This is a genomic window from Maribellus comscasis (assembly GCF_009762775.1).
GTDB lineage: Bacteria > Bacteroidota > Bacteroidia > Bacteroidales > Prolixibacteraceae > Draconibacterium > Draconibacterium comscasis.
The window spans coordinates 6,349,644-6,371,044 of sequence record NZ_CP046401.1; the positions used below are offsets into that span (position 1 = coordinate 6,349,644).

Here is a 21,401-nt window from a genome sequence, read left to right on the forward strand (position 1 = left end):
AACAAGTTCGCATACTAACGATAACCCCCACGCTGCACCATAACGGTTCGGCTATGTATAGTGCGGGACTTTGAAACGGTTACCTGTCAATGCTGCACTGAGCCAATTCGTTTATTCATATTTTCTTTTTAAGCCGATTCGTCAAAGACGAATTGGCGTTGTAGCACAGAGAACTGCGGTTTGATTACTTGCTGAACCCCGCATTATATATAGCTTTTGTTGTACACTGTGCTTTGGTTTTCATTTTACTATTTATTAAGAGTTTATAAAATTACCTTTTTGAAATTGTCATTTTCAGGGTCAGTTTTTTTGTCTTAAAAATGGATTTCGTTTGTAGGTTTTCATAAATTTTCTTTTTTGTAATCAGAATTTAGTTTTAAAGTTGTATAAAAATAGCATTATTTCATAACCGGGCACACCAATCCCATCGGTTTTATGCCGCTATTTTTTTGATTTTGTTTTTCTTAGGTTTAAACCTTGTCATATAAATTGTTTCATTTTTTTTGTTTTTAAAGGTTGAGTATAAATAGGTTTTTTCGGTATTGCAGTTTTTACAGATTTTCGGGTTTTCAGCCATTTCATAAATTTCTTCGTTTTCTTCAATTTCTGAAGTTTCATTTAATTTTTTGACAAGAGTTTTGTTAAGTACTGCTTTTGTTCTTGCAGCATAAGCTCCGTAGTACCTTACGATTCTAAAATAGGGCAGCGGCACGTGCTGTAATAATCTTGGGAAAAACTCACGGTAGTTCAGGGTTAATTCTTTTTCGATGGGTTTTCCATAAAAGTCAAGGTTTTTATAGTCTTTGTATTTGAACGAGATATTTTCCCCGTCAATGTTAGTTATTTTATATTCGCTGATACATGCCCTTTTCGAGTACCTTCCGATGTAGCGAATCACTTCTTCGGGGATTTGGATTGCCGGTTCGAAGTGTACTCTCCAGTTTTTATCGTTTATCTTTTTTATGAATTTGAGGAAATCCATCCTGTCTGAAAAATTTTGCTCCAAAGTATTGGAATCAAACATTTCCACCAGTTTGTCTTCAAACTTGCACCTGAATTTTGTCTGGATGAAATTGTAATTTACATACTCGCCTTTGATTTCTTCGAGGCAATTATTTTTGTTAACCCCTCCCCACGAAAGGATCATGTGAATGTGCGGGTGCAATTGTTTTGTTTCACCAAAAGTGTGGAGTACGCTGATTATTCCGGGAGTGAGATTGTATTTATACATCATCCAGTCTTTCATGGCTTCGGCCGCTGCTTTGAATAAAGCACTTAAAAGTTCCCATTTGTTGTCGCTGATTAAGTTGTTGAGTTTGTGCGGCAGTGTAAACACCACGTGGCGGTGGGGAATGTCCAGCATCTGTTCTTTTATTTTCTCTGCCCACTGCATGGTATCTTTCCAACTACATGTTGGGCAAAAACGGTTCTTGCAACTGTGGTAAACCTGGCTTATTTCCCCGCACTCTTCACAAACATAATGGTCAATCCCCAAAGCTTCGGTACGGCAGGCGCGCATTGCTGCAACCGCTTTGTATTGTTCGGGGGTGATGTAATGGTTTGGCGATTTTACATACCTGTCCCACCAGGATTGAAAGTATTCAGCGAGAGTAAATTTTCTTACTTTCCGATTTTTGTATTTAGATAATTCATAAACCATTTATCTAATTGTTGTAATCCAAGCGGGGTTATAAATACTTTGTCGTAAGCTTTACATTTAGGACAAGTCGGTTTCTTCTCGTAAATTAAAGTTCCGATTTTATCCATCTCCAAGCTACCTACATCTGCATTAAAAATGAAATGGCAATCTTGACACTCAAGGTTAACTGTCATGTATTGAGTTATTTGTGCTTTGCGTTTAGCATTGTGTACAACGGCCGCGGCTATGGGCAGTAAAGGATTAGAATATATAATCCATCCATAATAACCGTGAGCCGATGCGTTTTTGTTTCGATTTTATTTTGTTTAAAGAGTTATAGTTTTTGTTTACAATATAAATATTTTAAATAGCATTGCCAAGCATGGGCGTTGTAGCATTTATAGTCATGCCAATGCAATTTAGCGGCGCCTTTATTGGCTATAGCTGTTGTTATGGTGTCGGCAAAAGCCTCTGCGTGGCAGCCCGAGACTTACTTAAAATGTTATCACCGAAGGAGGGCTGGCGGAATGTTTGCCCCTCCCAAGTGATGTGCCAATTTTGACATCCAGGCCAGGTAACCACGAAGTTAAACCTCAGCAGTAAACAACCACTTTCCAGCCATAAATTTTATCGGCTTTGTTAAACACGTTGGCCGCAACTGGTTTAACTTAACTGTTAAAATTGGCGCAGGAGTTGAAGCCTGCAAACATTGTGACCGCCCGAACTGCATTTAGTGCGGGCTATCATGAGCTAAACGCAGCCCCACCATCCAACAAAGCACAATCAGCCAGCACAAAAATGTGGGGCGTGAAAACCCACCATAACCAATATTTTAAAGAACAAGTTCGCATACTAACGATAACCCCCACGCTGCACCATAACGGTTCGGCTATGTATAGTGCGGGACTTTGAAACGGTTACCTGTCAATGCTGCACTGAGCCAATTCGTTTATTCATATTTTCTTTTTAAGCCGATTCGTCAAAGACGAATTGGCGTTGTAGCACAGAGAACTGCGGTTTGATTACTTGCTGAACCCCGCATTATATATAGCTTTTGTTGTACACTGTGCTTTGGTTTTCATTTTACTATTTATTAAGAGTTTATAAAATTACCTTTTTGAAATTGTCATTTTCAGGGTCAGTTTTTTTGTCTTAAAAATGGATTTCGTTTGTAGGTTTTCATAAATTTTCTTTTTTGTAATCAGAATTTAGTTTTAAAGTTGTATAAAAATAGCATTATTTCATAACCGGGCACACCAATCCCATCGGTTTTATGCCGCTATTTTTTTGATTTTGTTTTTCTTAGGTTTAAACCTTGTCATATAAATTGTTTCATTTTTTTTGTTTTTAAAGGTTGAGTATAAATAGGTTTTTTCGGTATTGCAGTTTTTACAGATTTTCGGGTTTTCAGCCATTTCATAAATTTCTTCGTTTTCTTCAATTTCTGAAGTTTCATTTAATTTTTTGACAAGAGTTTTGTTAAGTACTGCTTTTGTTCTTGCAGCATAAGCTCCGTAGTACCTTACGATTCTAAAATAGGGCAGCGGCACGTGCTGTAATAATCTTGGGAAAAACTCACGGTAGTTCAGGGTTAATTCTTTTTCGATGGGTTTTCCATAAAAGTCAAGGTTTTTATAGTCTTTGTATTTGAACGAGATATTTTCCCCGTCAATGTTAGTTATTTTATATTCGCTGATACATGCCCTTTTCGAGTACCTTCCGATGTAGCGAATCACTTCTTCGGGGATTTGGATTGCCGGTTCGAAGTGTACTCTCCAGTTTTTATCGTTTATCTTTTTTATGAATTTGAGGAAATCCATCCTGTCTGAAAAATTTTGCTCCAAAGTATTGGAATCAAACATTTCCACCAGTTTGTCTTCAAACTTGCACCTGAATTTTGTCTGGATGAAATTGTAATTTACATACTCGCCTTTGATTTCTTCGAGGCAATTATTTTTGTTAACCCCTCCCCACGAAAGGATCATGTGAATGTGCGGGTGCAATTGTTTTGTTTCACCAAAAGTGTGGAGTACGCTGATTATTCCGGGAGTGAGATTGTATTTATACATCATCCAGTCTTTCATGGCTTCGGCCGCTGCTTTGAATAAAGCACTTAAAAGTTCCCATTTGTTGTCGCTGATTAAGTTGTTGAGTTTGTGCGGCAGTGTAAACACCACGTGGCGGTGGGGAATGTCCAGCATCTGTTCTTTTATTTTCTCTGCCCACTGCATGGTATCTTTCCAACTACATGTTGGGCAAAAACGGTTCTTGCAACTGTGGTAAACCTGGCTTATTTCCCCGCACTCTTCACAAACATAATGGTCAATCCCCAAAGCTTCGGTACGGCAGGCGCGCATTGCTGCAACCGCTTTGTATTGTTCGGGGGTGATGTAATGGTTTGGCGATTTTACATACCTGTCCCACCAGGATTGAAAGTATTCAGCGAGAGTAAATTTTCTTACTTTCCGATTTTTGTATTTAGATAATTCATAAACCATTTATCTAATTGTTGTAATCCAAGCGGGGTTATAAATACTTTGTCGTAAGCTTTACATTTAGGACAAGTCGGTTTCTTCTCGTAAATTAAAGTTCCGATTTTATCCATCTCCAAGCTACCTACATCTGCATTAAAAATGAAATGGCAATCTTGACACTCAAGGTTAACTGTCATGTATTGAGTTATTTGTGCTTTGCGTTTAGCATTGTGTACAACGGCCGCGGCTATGGGCAGTAAAGGATTAGAATATATAATCCATCCATAATAACCGTGAGCCGATGCGTTTTTGTTTCGATTTTATTTTGTTTAAAGAGTTATAGTTTTTGTTTACAATATAAATATTTTAAATAGCATTGCCAAGCATGGGCGTTGTAGCATTTATAGTCATGCCAATGCAATTTAGCGGCGCCTTTATTGGCTATAGCTGTTGTTATGGTGTCGGCAAAAGCCTCTGCGTGGCAGCCCGAGACTTACTTAAAATGTTATCACCGAAGGAGGGCTGGCGGAATGTTTGCCCCTCCCAAGTGATGTGCCAATTTTGACATCCAGGCCAGGTAACCACGAAGTTAAACCTCAGCAGTAAACAACCACTTTCCAGCCATAAATTTTATCGGCTTTGTTAAACACGTTGGCCGCAACTGGTTTAACTTAACTGTTAAAATTGGCGCAGGAGTTGAAGCCTGCAAACATTGTGACCGCCCGAACTGCATTTAGTGCGGGCTATCATGAGCTAAACGCAGCCCCACCATCCAACAAAGCACAATCAGCCAGCACAAAAATGTGGGGCGTGAAAACCCACCATAACCAATATTTTAAAGAACAAGTTCGCATACTAACGATAACCCCCACGCTGCACCATAACGGCCGCGGCTATGGGCAGTAAAGGATTAGAATATATAATCCATCCATAATAACCGTGAGCCGATGCGTTTTTGTTTCGATTTTATTTTGTTTAAAGAGTTATAGTTTTTGTTTACAATATAAATATTTTAAATAGCATTGCCAAGCATGGGCGTTGTAGCATTTATAGTCATGCCAATGCAATTTAGCGGCGCCTTTATTGGCTATAGCTGTTGTTATGGTGTCGGCAAAAGCCTCTGCGTGGCAGCCCGAGACTTACTTAAAATGTTATCACCGAAGGAGGGCTGGCGGAATGTTTGCCCCTCCCAAGTGATGTGCCAATTTTGACATCCAGGCCAGGTAACCACGAAGTTAAACCTCAGCAGTAAACAACCACTTTCCAGCCATAAATTTTATCGGCTTTGTTAAACACGTTGGCCGCAACTGGTTTAACTTAACTGTTAAAATTGGCGCAGGAGTTGAAGCCTGCAAACATTGTGACCGCCCGAACTGCATTTAGTGCGGGCTATCATGAGCTAAACGCAGCCCCACCATCCAACAAAGCACAATCAGCCAGCACAAAAATGTGGGGCGTGAAAACCCACCATAACCAATATTTTAAAGAACAAGTTCGCATACTAACGATAACCCCCACGCTGCACCATAACGTATGTGGAAGGACACATTTGTGCACATTATTTTTTTTATAGGTGTTACAAAATGTTTCGTTTCCAATAAAATAGGTTTGTAAATATACCATTTCATTTACTGCTTATTATTTCATCAATAGGATTAATAACTTTCCCGATTTCCAGGTTTGAAACATGCGTATAAATTTCTGTCGTCTGAATATTTTCATGCCCCAATAAACTTTGAATTACCCTTAAATTAGTTCCTTGTTCCAGTAAATGCGTGGCAAATGAGTGACGTAACATATGCAAATGCACCCGCTTTTTTATTCCTGCCTTTCCTGCCGACTTTTTAAAAACTCTTGTAATACTCGTACTTGAATATTGTTGGCCATTTTGTCCTTCAAATAACCATTTACTGGGTTTATATGCCATAAAATATTCCCGAAGATGAATCAATACATTTGCAGATAACAAAGAATACCTGTCCTTTTTACCTTTACCGCCTCTTATTTTAATAAGCATTCTTTTTGAATCAACATCGTTAATTTTTAGGTTTAAAACCTCGTTTCTTCTTAAACCTGCTGAGTAAATCAGCTCCAGTAAACATCTGTGTTTTACATTTGAAATGCTTCTTAAGATATTCTGAATTTCTGTTTTACTGAGTGTGTCGGGTAAATTCTTTTCTTTACGGGGCCGCTCAATCTTTATTAACTGTTTTTCCCTGCCCAAAACTTTTTCATAATAAAATTTTATGGAGTTTATCCGCTGGTTTTGTTCGCTTCCTGACATATTTTTTTGCCGGATAAGTAATAAGATATAGTCATTTATTTCTTCTGTTTTTATGTCCGTCAGATCGCGGCTTGCAAAATAATGTATATAATCTTTAAAGTAGGCGCTGTAAGTTTTGATGGTACTTTCGCTGTATCTTTTTTGTTTCAAAAGCTCCATATATCCCCTGGGAAGTTGTATCCGATTTCTGTAGGGATAATGGCCGGGCAACTGCAATCGTTTCTGTTTAATTTTGTCTTCCGGACACTCCTGTTCTGAAAAGAAAATAGATGCTGAATCCTGAAATAACTTCAAAAAAAAGTTAAGGTCAAAATCTTTTTCGGTCATATACCAACAGCCCATTGTTTTGCTCCACGTGGCTGTTGTCTTTTTGCGCAATACATCTATAATATGGACATGGTAATCAAACTCAATCCGCATTATATTCTGTTCCCTGTGAAATCCTTTTCTGAGCGTTATGTTGAGTCGAGAGGTCAATGATTTTTTGTTTTTCGTCTTTAAAATTAACAATAAATTTTACTTTTTTACTGATTCTGTAGTTCTTTTTTTACCGGTTTCCCTGATTCTATATTTTTATTTCTATCAGTAACTTGTTGTTTTGTTATTTGAAGCTTTTTCGTGTATCACTATTCCTAAATGCGATAGTACTCGGGAGCTACTGCGCTTTTACCCCCGGGTTTGTTTTATTTGGCAAAATTTATTTTAGCTTCATATCTCCCTGGCTATGTTATATGATAGCCGGTTGCGTTAAATACTCGTTCAACATAGAAAAATTAAAGTAATCCATCTTCAAATGCACCCTTGTAGTTAACAAACCAACTTCTTTTTGTATTTTTGAAAATAATACTTAAACCAATAAAATTTTTCAGATGAAATCATCAAAAATATTTGTTACAGCCATACTTTGTATTACAGTATTAACAGGGTGGGCTCAAAATTCAAAAAACGGTTTTTTCGGAATGTGGACCATAGCCATTGAAAATGGTTCTGTGGGATGGCTCAGTGTAAACGACGATAAAGGATATCTCGATGCCGAATTGTTATGGCAGGGTGGAAGCGTGGTTCCGGTAGCCAATGTCTATTTCGAAGACGAGAACACCCTGGTTGTTACACGCAGCCAGGAACGCCCTGTTAACCGTGACGATGAAGACGGGCGAAAATTTGTAGTGACGCAAACCTACCGGTTTACACGTAACGGTGATAAGGCAACAGGAGTTGCTGTTTTTCCTTCGCGCGACCGGATGAGTATAAATAAAACCAAATTCGAAGCATGGAAGTTGCCGCCTGTTTCCGCAACCCCCGATTTGTCAAAAGTTAAATATGGCAAGTCTGTAAAATTGTTTAACGGAAAAAATCTTGACGGATGGCGTTTGATTAATCCAAAACAGGCCAATGGTTTTAAAGTAATCGATGGTGCTTTGGTAAACGACCCTGTTCAAAAGGAAGGTGAACATATTTCTTACGGAAACTTACGTACTGAAGATGAGTTTGAAGATTTTAATCTGAAACTAGAAGTAAATATCCCGGAACACAACAACAGTGGCGTTTATTTGCGTGGGATGTATGAAATTCAAGTGTTTGATTCGTATGGAAAACCGCTGGATTCGCATAACATGGGAGCACTTTACAGCAGGGTAACCCCCTCGGTAAATGCTGAAAAACCGGCCGGACAGTGGCAAACTTTAGATATAACTTTGTGCGACCGCCATGTTACCGTTGTTTTGAACGGTACAACCATTATTGATAATCAACCGGCGTACGGTCCAACCGGAGGGGCAATTATTGCCGATGTGTTTAAACCCGGACCTATCTATTTGCAGGGCGACCACGGAAAAGTATCTTATCGGAATATTGTTTTAACACCAATTGTAAAATAGCTAAAAATTATCTTTTATGCTGACATAGTTTAACTTTAAAGTGAAACTATGTTTTAAAAAAAAAGGCCGTTAGCAGGATTTACACTGTTAACGGCTTTTCGTTTTGAAAACTTTCTTTACATTCGGTGTGTTAAAATAAGAAGATAATGAATTCAAAATTATTTACACTTTTTATATTGATACTTGTCCATTCGGGCGTATTTGCGCAGGTAGTTGAAAAAATAAACAAAGAAGCAGGAAAACAAACCATATCGATGCTGGAGCTTTGTTACGATTTGCACAGGAATCCGGAATTGTCGTTTCAGGAATTTAAAACCTCAAAAAAGATGGCTGCAGAACTGGAAAAAGCCGGTTTTGAAGTTACCCGTAACTTTGGGGGTAACAATGTAGTGGGAATCCTGAAAAACGGAGATGGTCCTGTTGTGATGCTACGCACCGATATGGATGCGCTGCCCGTGGAGGAGAAAACCGGTTTTGAATTTGCCAGCACACAAACTTCAAAAAATACAAACGGAGAAGACGTTCCGGTGATGCACGCCTGTGGGCACGATGTTCACATGTCGGTATGGGCCGGAACCATACATACCCTGGCTGCATTAAAAGACCAGTGGAAAGGAACCCTACTTGTAATTGCCCAGCAGGCCGAGGAATTTAGCGGCGGTGCCGGACTCGCTATTGAAACCGGCTTATTTCAGAAATTCCCGACACCCGACTATGCAATGGCTTACCATATCAACCCTGAATTGGAATCCGGAAGCATCGGGCTTGTGGGCGGACCTGTGTTTGCCGGTGTAAAGACCGTTGAAATTACCGTTCACGGAAAAGGTGGCCACGGAGCGTACCCTGAAAAATGTATCGACCCGATTGTAATTGCTTCCCGGATTGTTCTTGATTTACAAACCATTGTAAGCCGTGAAATCAGCCCGCTTGAACCGATTGTGGTTACCGTTGGTTCCATTCACGGCGGAACACGCCCCAACATTATTCCCGATGAAGTAAAAATGGAACTCACCCTGCGTTATTATTCCGATGAAGCCATCGAAAAAGTAATTGCAGCAATTAACAGAATAAGTAAATCAGCAGCATTAACAGCCGGAATGCCGGAAGATAAGTTGCCATTGGTTGAGGTTTCTCCGGCCGATACCCCTCCGGTTTTGAATAATCCGGATTTAAGCAAAAAAATTCACAGTTTCGCTTCCGAAATAATCAACGGTAAAAACATTGTAGAAGTTTCTCCGGCTATGGTGGGGGAAGATTTTGGTAAATATGGCCGCACACCCGAAAATATACCCATTTGTTTGATATGGCTGGGAAGTACAAGCCCGGAACTAATGCAGGAACTTGAAACCAAAGGTGAAAAACCGGCTCCGCTCCATTCGCCTCTCCTTCATCCCGACTACGAAAAAACCATTAAAACAGGTATAAAAGTTATGGCAGGCAACGTGATTGGCTTGTTGAGTACAAAGTAGATGAGTAATTCGGTGAACCGCGACGTTTTGTCATCGCAAATTACTACTTCGGGGAAACTTCTTGATCCGTTTGTCGTTAATTGCTCCCGACTCATCGAAAAAAATAGCACAAAAAGCCGTTTTTCTTCAACTTTGAGGTAACGAAATCTTAGCTTAAACGTCATAAAGTTAGTTACTAAATTCAAAGTTATGAAACGGAATATATTTTTCATATTTGCAGCGCTGCTGATTTTAAGCTCATGCAGTGGCTATGACCCCGGAGTTTCTGAAGCTTTCATGAAATACCGCTTAAAGGAAGGAGTTACCACTATCACCGTTCCCGGCTGGGTAATTCGCATGGCTTCACGTTTTGGCGATCTTGACAAAGAGGAACGCGAAATCCTGCAAAGCATTGATAAAGTTCGGGTACTTACCGTAGAAAATGAAGATTTAAATGCACGTATAAATCTGCATGAAGAATTTTACAATGGCATTAATCGCAAACGCGACTACGAGGAGCTTCTTGTTATTCATGAAAACGACGAAGACGTAACTATTTTTGGAAAAATGGATGACAACGTGATAAAAGAAATGGTTATTCTGGTTGGCGGCGACGATAATGTGCTGGTCTATTTAAAAGGAGAAATAAAACCCGAATTGCTGGATGATAAAATAGATTTGTCACATCCCGATAAATTTCTTTCACTCGACTTTTAGATTATACGATTCTCATAATTCTTCCCGGTATTTTCCGGGTGTTAGCGTAAAGGATTTCATGTTGGTGAAATCCTTTTTTCGTTTTATAGAATTAAAAGTGAGGTTTTTATTATATCGAATGTTCATTACCTTCTTTTGAAAATTAAAGGCAAACAGTTATTTTTAACAACCTTTTCTGCAAAAAAATATGAAATATGTAACCGAACCGGAGCTGATAACAGCAGGGAAATGTAACCTGCAGATGATCGAGAGCGGAATTTTAAAAAAAAAGTATTCACTTAAAGAAATTTCTGAAATTTTACCCGGAATTATTCATGTAAACGCTGTCGACGATTTTTCCATTCATTTTATTAATAAATATGGTGAAGAGAAATACGGGATGGCAAGTGAAGAAATTGCCGCAGAAGGAGAAAAGTTTATTCAGCGGATTTTTGAACCCGGAACGCTTGAAGTATTCTCGGAACCTTTAATACAAATGATTCAGGAAGATGATCGTTCACAAGTGATTTCTTTTTTTCAGAAAGTGGAGCTAAATAAAAATGTTGGTTACAAGTGGCTGCTAACAACATCCAAAATTTTGAAAGGCCGAAACGAATTTATTTCTGTTTCACAGGAGCTCTCCGGCATGGACGGTTCAATCCGAGCTGTTACCAAATTACTCGACGATAATCTTTATCTTCGAAAAAACATAAAAAAGTTTGGGAGCCTTACCAAACGCGAAAAACAGATATTGAAGCTGGTTACCCGGGGATTGTCGACCAAACAGGTCGCCGAAAAGTTGTTTTTGTCGCCGCAAACCGTTAAAACACACCGCAAAAACATCAGTAAAAAGCTTGATCTAAAACGCATTATCGACTGGGAGTATTTCGTTAATGTGTTTGAAATTTAGGGATTTTATGAAGCGGCACCGGACAGAAAAAGAAATACTAACCGATAGTCAACTCTCGCTTTTTAAGCTTGAAAAAGGGCTTCAGCAACAAAAATATTCCATTAAAGAAGTCGGAGAGTTGTTGCCGGGAATGCTTCATCTAAACCGTTCTGATGATCTGGTATTGTCATATTTTAATTCATGGGCACTAAATCGTTTTGAAAAAACAGTGGATGAAATACTGGAGCTTGGGCTTGAATTTATGGTTTCCATTTTTGAACCCGGAACAGCGTTTCTGTTCAGCAAGTCGCTGGTTCAGTTTTTAAATGAAAATGACGGTAGCTCCAGCCATGGTTTTTTTCAGAAACTCAGATTTAATACAAAAAGAGAATATGAGTGGATGTATACTACTTCGAAGTTGTTTTTTGACCGTAATTTTGTTTTTTCTTATTCAACGCCAATCAGTGATTTGGAAACCAACAACCGCTTTTTACTTCAAAACCTTGAAGACAATCTTTTTCTTCGCAAAAACTTCCTCAAATTCCAGTCGTTAACCAAACGCGAAAAAGAGATTCTGAAACTGGTTGCCAGTAGTTTAACAAGTCGTCAGATTGCAGAACAATTGTATCTTTCAAAAGCAACGGTTTCTACTCATCGCAAACACATTACACAAAAACTCGAATTGACAAATATCAACGATTGGATCCGTTATTCCAATGCATTCAATCTGTAAATACCTACCCATAGGTATTTCACCTGTTTTAATGAATGCTTAGCTTTGCCTGCGATAACTCTAACTTTTTTTTAAGTAGTCGTTACATAACAAATAGTTGCTAACTCTCAGGTTCTTTTGAAGGGTTCCACATCGTTGGAATCCTTTTTTGATGAGGTTTTGCGATTTGTAATCTCAGAAAAAGATGTGGTTAAAGATGACATCATCCAAGCATCTCCTCAAAATCTTTAATCACCCAATCAGCCTCACTTTGATCCTGAAACTCAGAACCTGGACCGGCAAAAGCGACCACTTTCATTCCGGCTTTTTGGGCAGCTTTTATCCCGTTGGTGGAGTCTTCAATAACCAGGCATTCTTCGGGCGAGACTCCCAGTTTTGCAGCTGTCAGAAGAAAAATATCAGGTTCGGGTTTGCTTGCTCCTGCCATCTGGCTGTCAACCACCACACTAAAGTATTTTTTTAAATCCGTTTTTTTTAGAATTAACGCAATCACATCCGGATAAGACGATGATGCCACGGCCAGCGGCAAACCTTTTTTAGTTAAAAGTTGAATTAATTTTTTAACACCGGGCATGGGTTCGATATTTTCGAGCGATTCAAAATAAGGGCTTACAATCGAATTGGTCATTTCTACCAGTTCGGGAATCGAATGCGGCAGTTTGTATTTTGTTTTTAGCCTTTTCCACATCAGGTCGGTGGCGGTTCCCTGGAAAGTCTGGTGTTCTTCATCGGAAATATTCAATCCCAGCTTTTCAAAGTTTTGTCTTTCAACTTCAAAATAAAACGGTTCGGAGTTGACGAGTACTCCGTCCATATCAAAAATAACGGCGTTAAAATTATCGGGTATGAGTTTCATTGGGCTTTTTGAGGCTAAAAGTATCAGTTTCTTTTTTGGTACTTATTTATTTGTTTCGAAATTTTTTTATCAAGCATTTGACGGCTTTCCAAAAATTTAAATGCATGGCTTGCGATGTACCTGTTATCGTTTTTTAGTAATAGTGCCACTTCGTTATTTACCTGCATATTTTCAACCTCCTGGTTTTGAAATAAATCAAGTACATTTTTTACCAGCAGGGCGTTTAAATTTTCCAGTTCATTTGCCAGTAGTTCCATCGTTTCGGGAGCTAAAACAGGAGCTTCTTTTAATTTGTCGGCAATAAGCTTTTTCTGCAGGTGCCCCGAATTTTTGAAACTCTGAATTAACTGAAGCTGCACATCTTTGGTTAACTTTTCAGGACGGATAACATATAATGCACGTTCCGCCAGGTAAATATCATCGCCGGAAACCAGCTTTAATAACTTTGTAAGCAGGGCATCTGAAATCTGCATCTTTTTGGGGAAATGATTCAAAACCCAGACCTTGTCTTCCAGCGCGTCGGTATTCAGAAATTTTATTACCTGTTCCGAATTTAGCTTTTTTGAGGTACGCAGTTCTATTTCACGTTTGGTTTCGCCGTAAACGATATGCCAGAGCGTGTAACTCGTATAAACCGCACCCGGAACAATATAATCCATAACCGCGGCAATAGTGGCTGTTGAAACTGCATCAACGCCGGTTTTTGTAGTATCTTTTGTTTTTACAAGTTCTGATATCGAGTAGTGGGCCAGCGCCGACAGTGGATCGCCCAGAAGGGTGTGCAAACGGTCGTATTCCTCTGCGACAAAAGGTTTGTGTTTGGTTTTACTCAAAAACTCGCCTTCAGGAAGTTTATAACCCAAATAGCGTCCGGTATTATTCCAGTAGAGATCGATGTTTACCGGGCGACATTCGTCATCGATACATACTTCAGTGGGAATTCTTCTGGAATACATTAACGGAAACCCCGATTTTGCCAGATATTCATACAGCGTATCGCTGTGAATGGTGTCGTTAAAGTTGATATAGTGCGGAATGATTTCTTCAGTTTGTTCCTGAAAAGAGGGTTGATGTAAACGGGTAATCTCCGGATGTTTGGTTTCCGTTGTTAGCTGAAAAAACAAAATGAGAAAAAATATTTTTAATAGTCCATTCATAAATTAACTGGCTTAATAAAATAAAAAATTATCGCGAAAAAGGTTCATCTGCGGGATCTTTTTTAGGAAAAATAATCGACAAAACAATACTTGCTGTCATAACAAACGCAATAAAATAGAGTGAATATTCGGGCTGGAATCCCCAGGATTTTAGTTTGGAATGCAGTAACAGTTTTATCCCGACAAATATGAGTAAAACTGCAATTCCCGGTTTTAAATACCTGAATTTATCTACCAGGTTGGCAATGAGGAAAAACAATGAACGCAGTCCGAGAATAGCAAAAATATTGGAAAAGAAAACGATAAACGGGTCGCGGGAAACAGCAAAAATTGCGGGGATAGAATCAAAGGCAAAAATAACATCTGAAAACTCAATCATAATCAGAACCACAAACAATGGTGTAAATATCAGTTTGCCGTGTTCCCTGAACCAAAATTTTTCCTTTTCATAATTGTGATGAATTTTGATGTGACGGCTTAAATATTTAAATAACCAGGAATCGTGCGGATCTTTTTCATGCCCGTCTTTTTCAAAAAATATTTTAAAACCCTGAAACACAAGGAAGGCACCAAAAACAAGCAATATCCATTCAAATTGCTGAATAATGGCCACGCCGGCGAAAATAAAAACAAACCGCAAAACAATGGCTCCGAGAATTCCCCAGAAAAGTACCATTTTATAGTCTTTTTGAGGAACCGAAAAACTTTGAAGAATCATCAGCATCACAAAAATATTATCGACAGAAAGTGTTTTTTCAATAAAATAGCCGGAGATATAATTGATAGCCTGCGATTGTTTGTATTCCTCTAACATCGCTTCAAACGTGCTGGTTTTAAACTGAAGGTAAGGATTGTATTTATCAACAATTTCTTTGAGTTTATCCACCGAATCGATTCCGTGAAGCAAATGGCCAAAATGGAGGATAACAAAATAGAATGCCAGTCCCATTGAAATCCATATAACACTCCAAACTGTTGCTTCGCGCATGGAAATAACATGCGTTTTTCGGCCAACCAACAATAAATCGACAAGTAACACAGCGGTTATAAAGACCAGAAACAGTAAAGTTGAAATAATTTCGATGCTCATTTTTCAATTGCTTCAATACGTGTAACACCTCCCGATACTATAAATTTCATAACCTCGGCCGGAGATAAATTCAGCGTTTCGATTTGCTCCGAAGGTACCAGGTACAATTCGCCGGAAAAATTGTAGGAATGTGGAAAATATACAGCTGCCATTTCTGATAATTCAAATTCATCTAACGATTCTTTGGTAATAAACCCCAATTTCCACAAATTGTTTTCTTTGTTAAAACGGACTTTTACAGGCACATTAAATTTTTTTTCTTTTCCCATAAAAGCCGAAAATAAATCGTTTAACGACGAGTAGAGCAAATTTAAAATCGGTATTTTCAGAATGATCTTTCCTGCAATTTTTTTGAGTGGTTTAAAAACTGTTGTCTGCCCGATAAATCCAAGAATGGTAAGCGCAACAAACAAAATCAAAACTCCCAGCCCGGGAACATAAAATCCTAAAATTGGTTTTATATTTTCTACCAGCCAGCTATCAACTGTTTTTAAAATGGCGTACAAAATATAAATGGTGATGGCTACCGGCGCCACCAGAAGGATTCCCTGCAAAAAGTAACTACTTATTCTTTTCATCGTCGTTTTTTTCAAAATTATGAATTAGAAACTGGTATTCATTTTCGTCTCGTCAAACTGAATTTAGCACAACATTTTTTTTGCTAATTTACTGATTCCGAAACAAGTTTGGAATGACGCCCCAAAATTAATCACTACAAAGAATAAGCGGCTACTCTTAATTTTATGTTTAGCCAATTATTGTAACTGGTCTTTCAAAAAGTTGGTCATTTTGGTGTACAAATGCATCGTTGTGTTGCCTCCGCGTATTCCGTGATTGCGGTTGGTATAAATAGCCATGTCAAACTGAACCCCTTCCTGAACCATCTTTTCTGTAAACTCGAATGTGTTCTGCGCATGCACGTTATCATCTGCCGAGCCATGAATTATCAGTAGTCTTCCGGTGATATCTCCTGCGTGCGAAAGGGGAGAATTGTCATCATAGCCTTCCGGATTTTGTTGTGGCGTACGCATATAACGTTCAGTATATATGGTGTCGTAAAAACGCCAGCTTGTAACGGGGGCAACGGCAATTCCGGCTTTAAACAGGTCGCCGCCTTTTTCCAGTGCCAGACAGGTCATAAAACCGCCGTAGCTCCAGCCAAAGATGGCAATGTTGTTTTTGTCAACATAAGGGAGGGTACCTAAATATTTTGCGGCTTCCACCTGGTCATCCGATTCGTATTTGCCCAGTTGCAGATAGGTAATTTTTCTGAAATTTTCTCCACGGGCTGCTGTTCCTCTCGGGTCAACACACACCACCAGAAAACCTTCCTGTGCGAGGTAATGGTTCCAGCCCACACCACCCCATGAGTCGGATACGCTTTGCGAGTTTGGTCCGCTGTATTGGGTCATAAATACAGGATATTTCTTATTGGTGTCAAATCCCGCCGGTTTAATCATGTAACCGTTTAATTCCACACCTTCCGAAGTAGTAAAGGTGAAAAACTCTTTTTGTGGAATATCGAAGGTTTTTAAGGTGTTCTTTAAAACCGTATTGTCCTGCAGTACTCTGATTTGTTCCCCCTTGCGGTTTTCATGAAGGGTAATAAATGTTGGAGTTGTATTGTTGCTGAAATAGTTGATGTAGTATTTGAAATTTTTACTGAAAACTACACTGTTTGTTCCTTCCAGTTGCGAAATTTTACCCGATTTCTTTTTATCCTGACTGATAAAATATACTTCGCGGCGAAGCGGCGATTCAGCAGCAGCCTGATAATAAAACACTTTTTTGGATTCATCGTAGCCGTAAAAATCGGTAACATCAAATTCTCCATCAGTAATCTGTCCCAGTTCAAATCCCTGCCGATCATACAAATAGATATGCGACCAGCCATTACGTTCACTGATAATTACAAAGTTTCCGTTATCCAAAAATGTAAATGCATCGAGGAAATCTTCAGATATGTAACGATCGTTTTTCTCGGTAATCAGAGGACGGCTGTCTCCGGTATACGGATTGGCCAGAAAAATATCCATCTGGTTTTGCCGGCGATTCAGGCGCATTACTACTAAATCGTTGGCATCGGGCGACCAGTTTAAACGGGGAATATAAATATCAGTTTCTTCTCCCAAATCAACAGGAATGGTTGTTTTTGACCGGATCTCATAAACCTGAGCAGTAACAACCGAGTTTTTTTCTCCGGCTTTCGGGTATTTAAATGTCTCTTCCCCGGGATATAGTTTATTTTCTTCCATAGCTGGACTTTCACCTGCATACAGAGGCATGGTAAATTCGGGTACTTCCGTTTCATCAAAACGAATAAAAGCCAGAAATTTGCTGTCGGGCGACCACCAGAAAGCTTTATTAAACCCAAACTCTTCCTCATAAACCCAGTCGGGGGCGCCATTTATAATCTCATTTTTTTTGCCATTATAAGTTACCTGGCTTTCACTTCCAAAACGCAGGTTTTTGATAAAAAGGTTGTTCTCGCGAACAAAAGCAACCCGATCTCCATCGGGAGAGAAAGTTGCCAGTTGCTGCGCTCCTTTTTCCGAAAGCCGGGCAAGTTCTTCGGTTATCGAATTCCAAACATAGTATTCGGCAGTATACGAGTGGCGGTAAATTCTTTTAATATCAGTAGTTAAAAGTATTTTGGTCTCATCGTCGCTAAATTCATAACTCATAAAGCTGGAAACAGGGGCATCCGGGACCTGTGTAATATCAAAAACTACATCTACCTGTTCTCCTGTTTTATAACTGAACTTTACAATTTTTGTCCCTCTTCCTTCCAGCGTAGTGTAATGATCGCCGTCATTCATCGAGTTTAGCCCGGAAACAGACCGGGCACGAAAAGTTCCTTTTGTAAAAATATCTTCAAAGGTAATTTTAGAAGTTTGCTGGGCATTGGCTGTAAGCGCTGCAACAAAAACAAACCATAAAATAAAAAGCTTTTTCATTTTTTCTGTTTTTTCAATCTACGGTCAACAAAAATAGAAAAATGTTTCCCGAAAGTTCAACGAATAGCGGATAATAAATTTTTAGCTGCCTATACATTAAAAAAATGCTCATGCCTCCAAATATTTAAATAATTTTAGGGAATAGTTCTTCTATCCTGTAAATGTAAAAAGTAGCACCGGTAAATTTCATTATCACATAAATAACAAACGGTGGATTATGATTTAGATTGTAGTTTGCCCGGAAATAAGAAAGGTAGGGGATGAGAGATTTTAAAGGCTTATTACTGGTTTTTGGTATAATTTTAATGTCAAATAGCTGGTTGAAGGCAGCCCCTGCAAATAAAGAAAATCTGGGATTTGAGACTGGCAATTTTTCAGGATGGAAAGGTTACACCTGGGTATACCGTACTGATGACCCGTCCCTTTCAACCGACAGAGTTGAGGGAATTGTTAATGGCAGGCATACCATCATGAGCGACCAGACGGCTTATGACGAAAATACCGGGGGTGGGCTGAAGATTATTCCCGAGGGGTACAAATATTCTGCAAAACTAGGTTCAGTTCAAAAAGGCGGGCAACATCAAAGTCTTTCGTACACCATTAAAATTGATTCCACAAATGCACTGCTTGTGTGGAAATTTGCGGTTGTTTTACAAGACCCGGAAAATAATCACGAGAAATACGAGGAACCACGGTTTATGATAACCCTGCTGGACGAAAACGGGGATACAATTCCGGATTGTACCAACTATGATGTATATGCGACCGATGCCCGGATCAGTGGTTTTCAAACCTACTATCCGACAGGTTCGAATGAGCCAATTGTGTGGCGCGACTGGACAACAGTAGGGGCCAATCTCCTTCCTTATTACGGACAAACAGTAACAATTGAATTTATGAGCGCCGATTGTACCCATAAAAATCATTACGGGTATGGTTATTTTGTATTGGATTGTATGCCGCTTATAATAACTGTTGATTATTGTACAGGGGATTCAAAGGCCACCCTCTCTGCTCCTTCGGGATTTAGTTCTTATTTATGGAAAGATGCAGGCGGCAACACAGTAGATACCGTTCAAAATTTGTTGGTCGATAATCCGCAGGAAGGAGAAATGTTTATTTGTGAAATGGAATCTGAAACCGGTTGTTCGGTGACGCTTTCTTCTGAAATTGCACGTTATGAGCAGGAAGCTGAATTTACAGCCCAAATGCTTGATTGTTTTTCCAATAAAGTAAAGTTTACTAATCTTTCCACACATACAAGAGGTACCTTGACTTATCTTTGGGATTTTGGAGACGGAAATACTTCGGAAGAAAAAGATCCCGTTTATAAATTTAAAACTTCCGGTATACATCGTGTCGCACTTATTCTTTATAATCCACCGTCAGGATGCATCGATACATTGTATAAAGAAGTGGAATCCTTTTCACCTCCTTTGGTAGGATTTAAGGGATACACAACGTATTGTCCGGGGGCTGGCACCGAGCTTGTTGCCTATGGAGCATTTAGCTATGAATGGAGCACCGGCGAAACTGATTCGGTAATTTATTTGGGGGCTCCGGGGGGAGAATACTGGTTTTTAGGCCGCTCGTCGGAAGGCTGTGTTTCTGATTCAATGTATTTTACTGTTTCTGAAGAGCCCGACTGGCTGTTTTCGGTTTCAGGAGATACTTTTCTTTGTCAGGGAACCACCGGTTTTTTGTACGCTGAGGGGGCGGTCGATTACCTATGGAACACAGGCGATACAATCGATTCAATTCTGGTGTATAAGGAAGGAAATTACAGGATCGCAGGGAAAAATGCACGAGGATGCTCAAAAGAATTGGAAGTTACAGTTACCGAGGTGCCCATCCCCGACATTGATTTTACACTTTCGGCACATTCAATAAACAGCCGGCATAACTCAGTGAAATGCTCTGCTGTTTCTGCTGATGACAATGTTACTTTTCTCTGGGATATGGGGGATGGGACCATAACAAATACTCCCCGTTTTACCCATTATTATCTGGAAACTTCCGAATTAATAACCTACGATGTAAATGTTACCCTTACAAACGAGTACGGTTGTGGTATTACCAAATCGACTTATGTAAACGTAGATTTGTTTGTTCCCAATGTTTTTACACCGAATAACGACGGTGTGAATGATTATTTTATGAGCGGCTACGATCTTAAAATTGTTGACGCCCACGGAGTTGTGTTATATCGAGGGCTGGACGGATGGGACGGTTATTACAAAGGGAAAAAGGCAGACCCGGATACCTACTTTTATATTTTGAATTATACCGACGCTTATGATGGGAACAGGTTGAAAAGAGGATACATTACACTTGAACGATAGACCGGAAAAATATGAAAAAAGCCTTTTATATCATTTCCGGAATTCTTTTTGCTTTACAATTTCACTCTTTCGGGCAATCCGAAATTATCACAACAACTCACTGGTACAACCGTGCAGGTTATAACCCTGCTTCCATAGCCCGCGACGGATATATTTATTTTTTTTCGGATGTGAGAAAGCAATGGATAGGAATCGAAGGCTCGCCAACGGTGTACAATATTCAGGCTTCAGGATATTCCGATAGTAAACAATCAGCTTACGGTATTTCTATGGTGAAATATGATGTTGGATTAACTACGGCGCTAAATCCTTCGTTACAATTCGCATATCGTGTAAAAATAGAAAAAGATTTGGATTTGTCTTTTGGGCTTTCAATGGGAGTTTATACCCGAAGAATAAAAGCTTCGGCTTACGAAGCCGAAACAATTAACGATCCTGTACTTGATTATACAGACCAAAGATTTATTTCACCCGATGCAAATGTAGGTGCCGAGTTACAGGGAGAATATTTTTTTTGCGGCCTGTCATCAACTCATTTGTTTTCGATATGGAAACCCGACGACCTTTTTTTGATTACAAACCACAATTATGCTTACGCATTTTATAAGAATACCGATTCAGAGCTTTACAATATTATGACCGGATTGCAGGTGGCCAACAGAAGAAATATTACTGTTGTTGAAGGGACTGCAATAATCCGTTTTAAAAGAAAGACCGGACTGGTAAGGGGGCCGGTTGAACTTTTCGACTTGGGCATTTCTGCAAGTTCAGTTAAGCGGATATCTTTTATCAGCGGAATAAACATTACCTCAAATATGCGATGTGGTTATTCCTGCGATTTTTACCTTGGAAATACTTTTAGTCAATACGGGACTCATGAAATTATGTTGGAGTACCGGATTCCGTTAAACGTTGGAAGAGACTACGACTGGTATTAATTTTCTCTGATAAAGTGAGTT

General features: G+C 39.2%; 15 protein-coding genes. 7 read left to right on the forward strand and 8 right to left on the reverse strand.

Going from position 1 to position 21,401, the window contains the following annotated elements; genetic code table 11:
* Positions 1-433 precede the first annotated feature (433 nt).
* The 3 genes from GM418_RS25600 to xerA all read right to left on the reverse strand — a co-directional run bounded on the left by GM418_RS25600 (position 434) and on the right by xerA (position 6,874).
* A complete protein-coding gene (locus GM418_RS25600) occupies positions 434-1,660 on the reverse strand; it encodes an IS91 family transposase (RefSeq protein ID WP_158867324.1) in 1,227 nt (408 codons plus the stop codon).
* Between the two features lie 1,250 nt (positions 1,661-2,910).
* The gene (locus GM418_RS25605; protein WP_158867324.1) at positions 2,911-4,137 is read right to left on the reverse strand and encodes an IS91 family transposase; all 1,227 of its coding nucleotides are present in this window, start codon (positions 4,135-4,137) and stop codon (positions 2,911-2,913) included.
* 1,600 nt (positions 4,138-5,737) lie between these two features.
* Complete coding sequence (xerA, locus tag GM418_RS25610) at positions 5,738-6,874, reverse strand: site-specific tyrosine recombinase/integron integrase (RefSeq protein ID WP_217447601.1); 1,137 nt, start codon at positions 6,872-6,874, stop codon at positions 5,738-5,740.
* A gap of 392 nt (positions 6,875-7,266) precedes the next feature.
* Between xerA and GM418_RS25615 the strand changes: the two genes are divergently transcribed.
* The 5 genes from GM418_RS25615 to GM418_RS25635 all read left to right on the forward strand — a co-directional run bounded on the left by GM418_RS25615 (position 7,267) and on the right by GM418_RS25635 (position 12,040).
* Positions 7,267-8,274 carry a 3-keto-disaccharide hydrolase gene (locus GM418_RS25615; RefSeq protein ID WP_158870256.1) on the forward strand — a complete coding sequence of 336 codons (1,008 nt, stop codon included), beginning with the start codon at positions 7,267-7,269 and terminating at the stop codon, positions 8,272-8,274.
* Positions 8,275-8,420: 146 nt separating this feature from the next.
* Entirely contained in the window at positions 8,421-9,743 is a 1,323-nt protein-coding gene (locus GM418_RS25620; protein ID WP_158870258.1) for a M20 metallopeptidase family protein, read from the forward strand.
* A gap of 189 nt (positions 9,744-9,932) precedes the next feature.
* Complete coding sequence (locus GM418_RS25625; RefSeq protein ID WP_158870260.1) at positions 9,933-10,439, forward strand: DUF4252 domain-containing protein; 507 nt, start codon at positions 9,933-9,935, stop codon at positions 10,437-10,439.
* A 187-nt stretch (positions 10,440-10,626) separates the two neighbouring features.
* Positions 10,627-11,328: a response regulator transcription factor gene (locus GM418_RS25630; RefSeq protein WP_158870262.1), complete on the forward strand. Its 702-nt coding sequence runs from the start codon at positions 10,627-10,629 to the stop codon at positions 11,326-11,328.
* A gap of 7 nt (positions 11,329-11,335) precedes the next feature.
* Positions 11,336-12,040 carry a response regulator transcription factor gene (locus GM418_RS25635; RefSeq protein ID WP_158870264.1) on the forward strand — a complete coding sequence of 235 codons (705 nt, stop codon included), beginning with the start codon at positions 11,336-11,338 and terminating at the stop codon, positions 12,038-12,040.
* 202 nt (positions 12,041-12,242) lie between these two features.
* Here the strand turns inward: GM418_RS25635 and GM418_RS25640 are convergent, their stop codons facing one another.
* The 5 genes from GM418_RS25640 to GM418_RS25660 all read right to left on the reverse strand — a co-directional run bounded on the left by GM418_RS25640 (position 12,243) and on the right by GM418_RS25660 (position 18,100).
* Positions 12,243-12,896, reverse strand: a complete 654-nt coding sequence (locus GM418_RS25640; RefSeq protein WP_158870266.1) for an HAD family hydrolase — start codon at positions 12,894-12,896, stop codon at positions 12,243-12,245.
* Between the two features lie 23 nt (positions 12,897-12,919).
* A complete protein-coding gene (locus GM418_RS25645; RefSeq protein WP_158870268.1) occupies positions 12,920-14,053 on the reverse strand; it encodes a hypothetical protein in 1,134 nt (377 codons plus the stop codon).
* 28 nt (positions 14,054-14,081) lie between these two features.
* Entirely contained in the window at positions 14,082-15,143 is a 1,062-nt protein-coding gene (locus tag GM418_RS25650) for a TerC/Alx family metal homeostasis membrane protein (RefSeq protein ID WP_158870270.1), read from the reverse strand.
* A complete protein-coding gene (locus GM418_RS25655; protein ID WP_158870273.1) occupies positions 15,140-15,721 on the reverse strand; it encodes a DUF502 domain-containing protein in 582 nt (193 codons plus the stop codon). The genes GM418_RS25650 and GM418_RS25655 overlap by 4 nt, the downstream gene beginning before the upstream one ends.
* Before the next feature lie 177 nt (positions 15,722-15,898).
* A complete protein-coding gene (locus GM418_RS25660) occupies positions 15,899-18,100 on the reverse strand; it encodes a S9 family peptidase (RefSeq protein ID WP_158870275.1) in 2,202 nt (733 codons plus the stop codon).
* Between the two features lie 260 nt (positions 18,101-18,360).
* Here GM418_RS25660 and GM418_RS25665 point away from each other — a divergent pair, with 260 nt between their 5' ends.
* Together GM418_RS25665 and GM418_RS25670 are read left to right on the forward strand one after the other, a co-directional pair.
* Positions 18,361-20,442 (forward strand): PKD domain-containing protein, encoded by a 2,082-nt coding sequence (locus GM418_RS25665; protein WP_158870277.1) that lies wholly within the window; start codon positions 18,361-18,363, stop codon positions 20,440-20,442.
* An 11-nt stretch (positions 20,443-20,453) separates the two neighbouring features.
* Complete coding sequence (locus GM418_RS25670) at positions 20,454-21,380, forward strand: PorP/SprF family type IX secretion system membrane protein (protein WP_158870279.1); 927 nt, start codon at positions 20,454-20,456, stop codon at positions 21,378-21,380.
* The last annotated feature ends 21 nt before the right edge of the window (positions 21,381-21,401 follow it).

What these genes read in the sequence shown, in the direction of transcription:
- GM418_RS25600 (WP_158867324.1), bottom strand. Translation starts at nt 1,660, where the DNA reads ATGGTTTATGAATTATCTAAATACAAAAATCGGAAAGTAAGAAAATTT.
- GM418_RS25605 (WP_158867324.1), bottom strand. Translation starts at nt 4,137, where the DNA reads ATGGTTTATGAATTATCTAAATACAAAAATCGGAAAGTAAGAAAATTT.
- GM418_RS25615 (WP_158870256.1), top strand. Translation starts at nt 7,267, where the DNA reads ATGAAATCATCAAAAATATTTGTTACAGCCATACTTTGTATTACAGTA.
- GM418_RS25620 (WP_158870258.1), top strand. Translation starts at nt 8,421, where the DNA reads ATGAATTCAAAATTATTTACACTTTTTATATTGATACTTGTCCATTCG.
- GM418_RS25625 (WP_158870260.1), top strand. Translation starts at nt 9,933, where the DNA reads ATGAAACGGAATATATTTTTCATATTTGCAGCGCTGCTGATTTTAAGC.
- GM418_RS25630 (WP_158870262.1), top strand. Translation starts at nt 10,627, where the DNA reads ATGAAATATGTAACCGAACCGGAGCTGATAACAGCAGGGAAATGTAAC.
- GM418_RS25635 (WP_158870264.1), top strand. Translation starts at nt 11,336, where the DNA reads ATGAAGCGGCACCGGACAGAAAAAGAAATACTAACCGATAGTCAACTC.
- GM418_RS25640 (WP_158870266.1), bottom strand. Translation starts at nt 12,896, where the DNA reads ATGAAACTCATACCCGATAATTTTAACGCCGTTATTTTTGATATGGAC.
- GM418_RS25645 (WP_158870268.1), bottom strand. Translation starts at nt 14,053, where the DNA reads ATGAATGGACTATTAAAAATATTTTTTCTCATTTTGTTTTTTCAGCTA.
- GM418_RS25650 (WP_158870270.1), bottom strand. Translation starts at nt 15,143, where the DNA reads ATGAGCATCGAAATTATTTCAACTTTACTGTTTCTGGTCTTTATAACC.
- GM418_RS25655 (WP_158870273.1), bottom strand. Translation starts at nt 15,721, where the DNA reads ATGAAAAGAATAAGTAGTTACTTTTTGCAGGGAATCCTTCTGGTGGCG.
- GM418_RS25660 (WP_158870275.1), bottom strand. Translation starts at nt 18,100, where the DNA reads ATGAAAAAGCTTTTTATTTTATGGTTTGTTTTTGTTGCAGCGCTTACA.
- GM418_RS25665 (WP_158870277.1), top strand. Translation starts at nt 18,361, where the DNA reads ATGAGAGATTTTAAAGGCTTATTACTGGTTTTTGGTATAATTTTAATG.
- GM418_RS25670 (WP_158870279.1), top strand. Translation starts at nt 20,454, where the DNA reads ATGAAAAAAGCCTTTTATATCATTTCCGGAATTCTTTTTGCTTTACAA.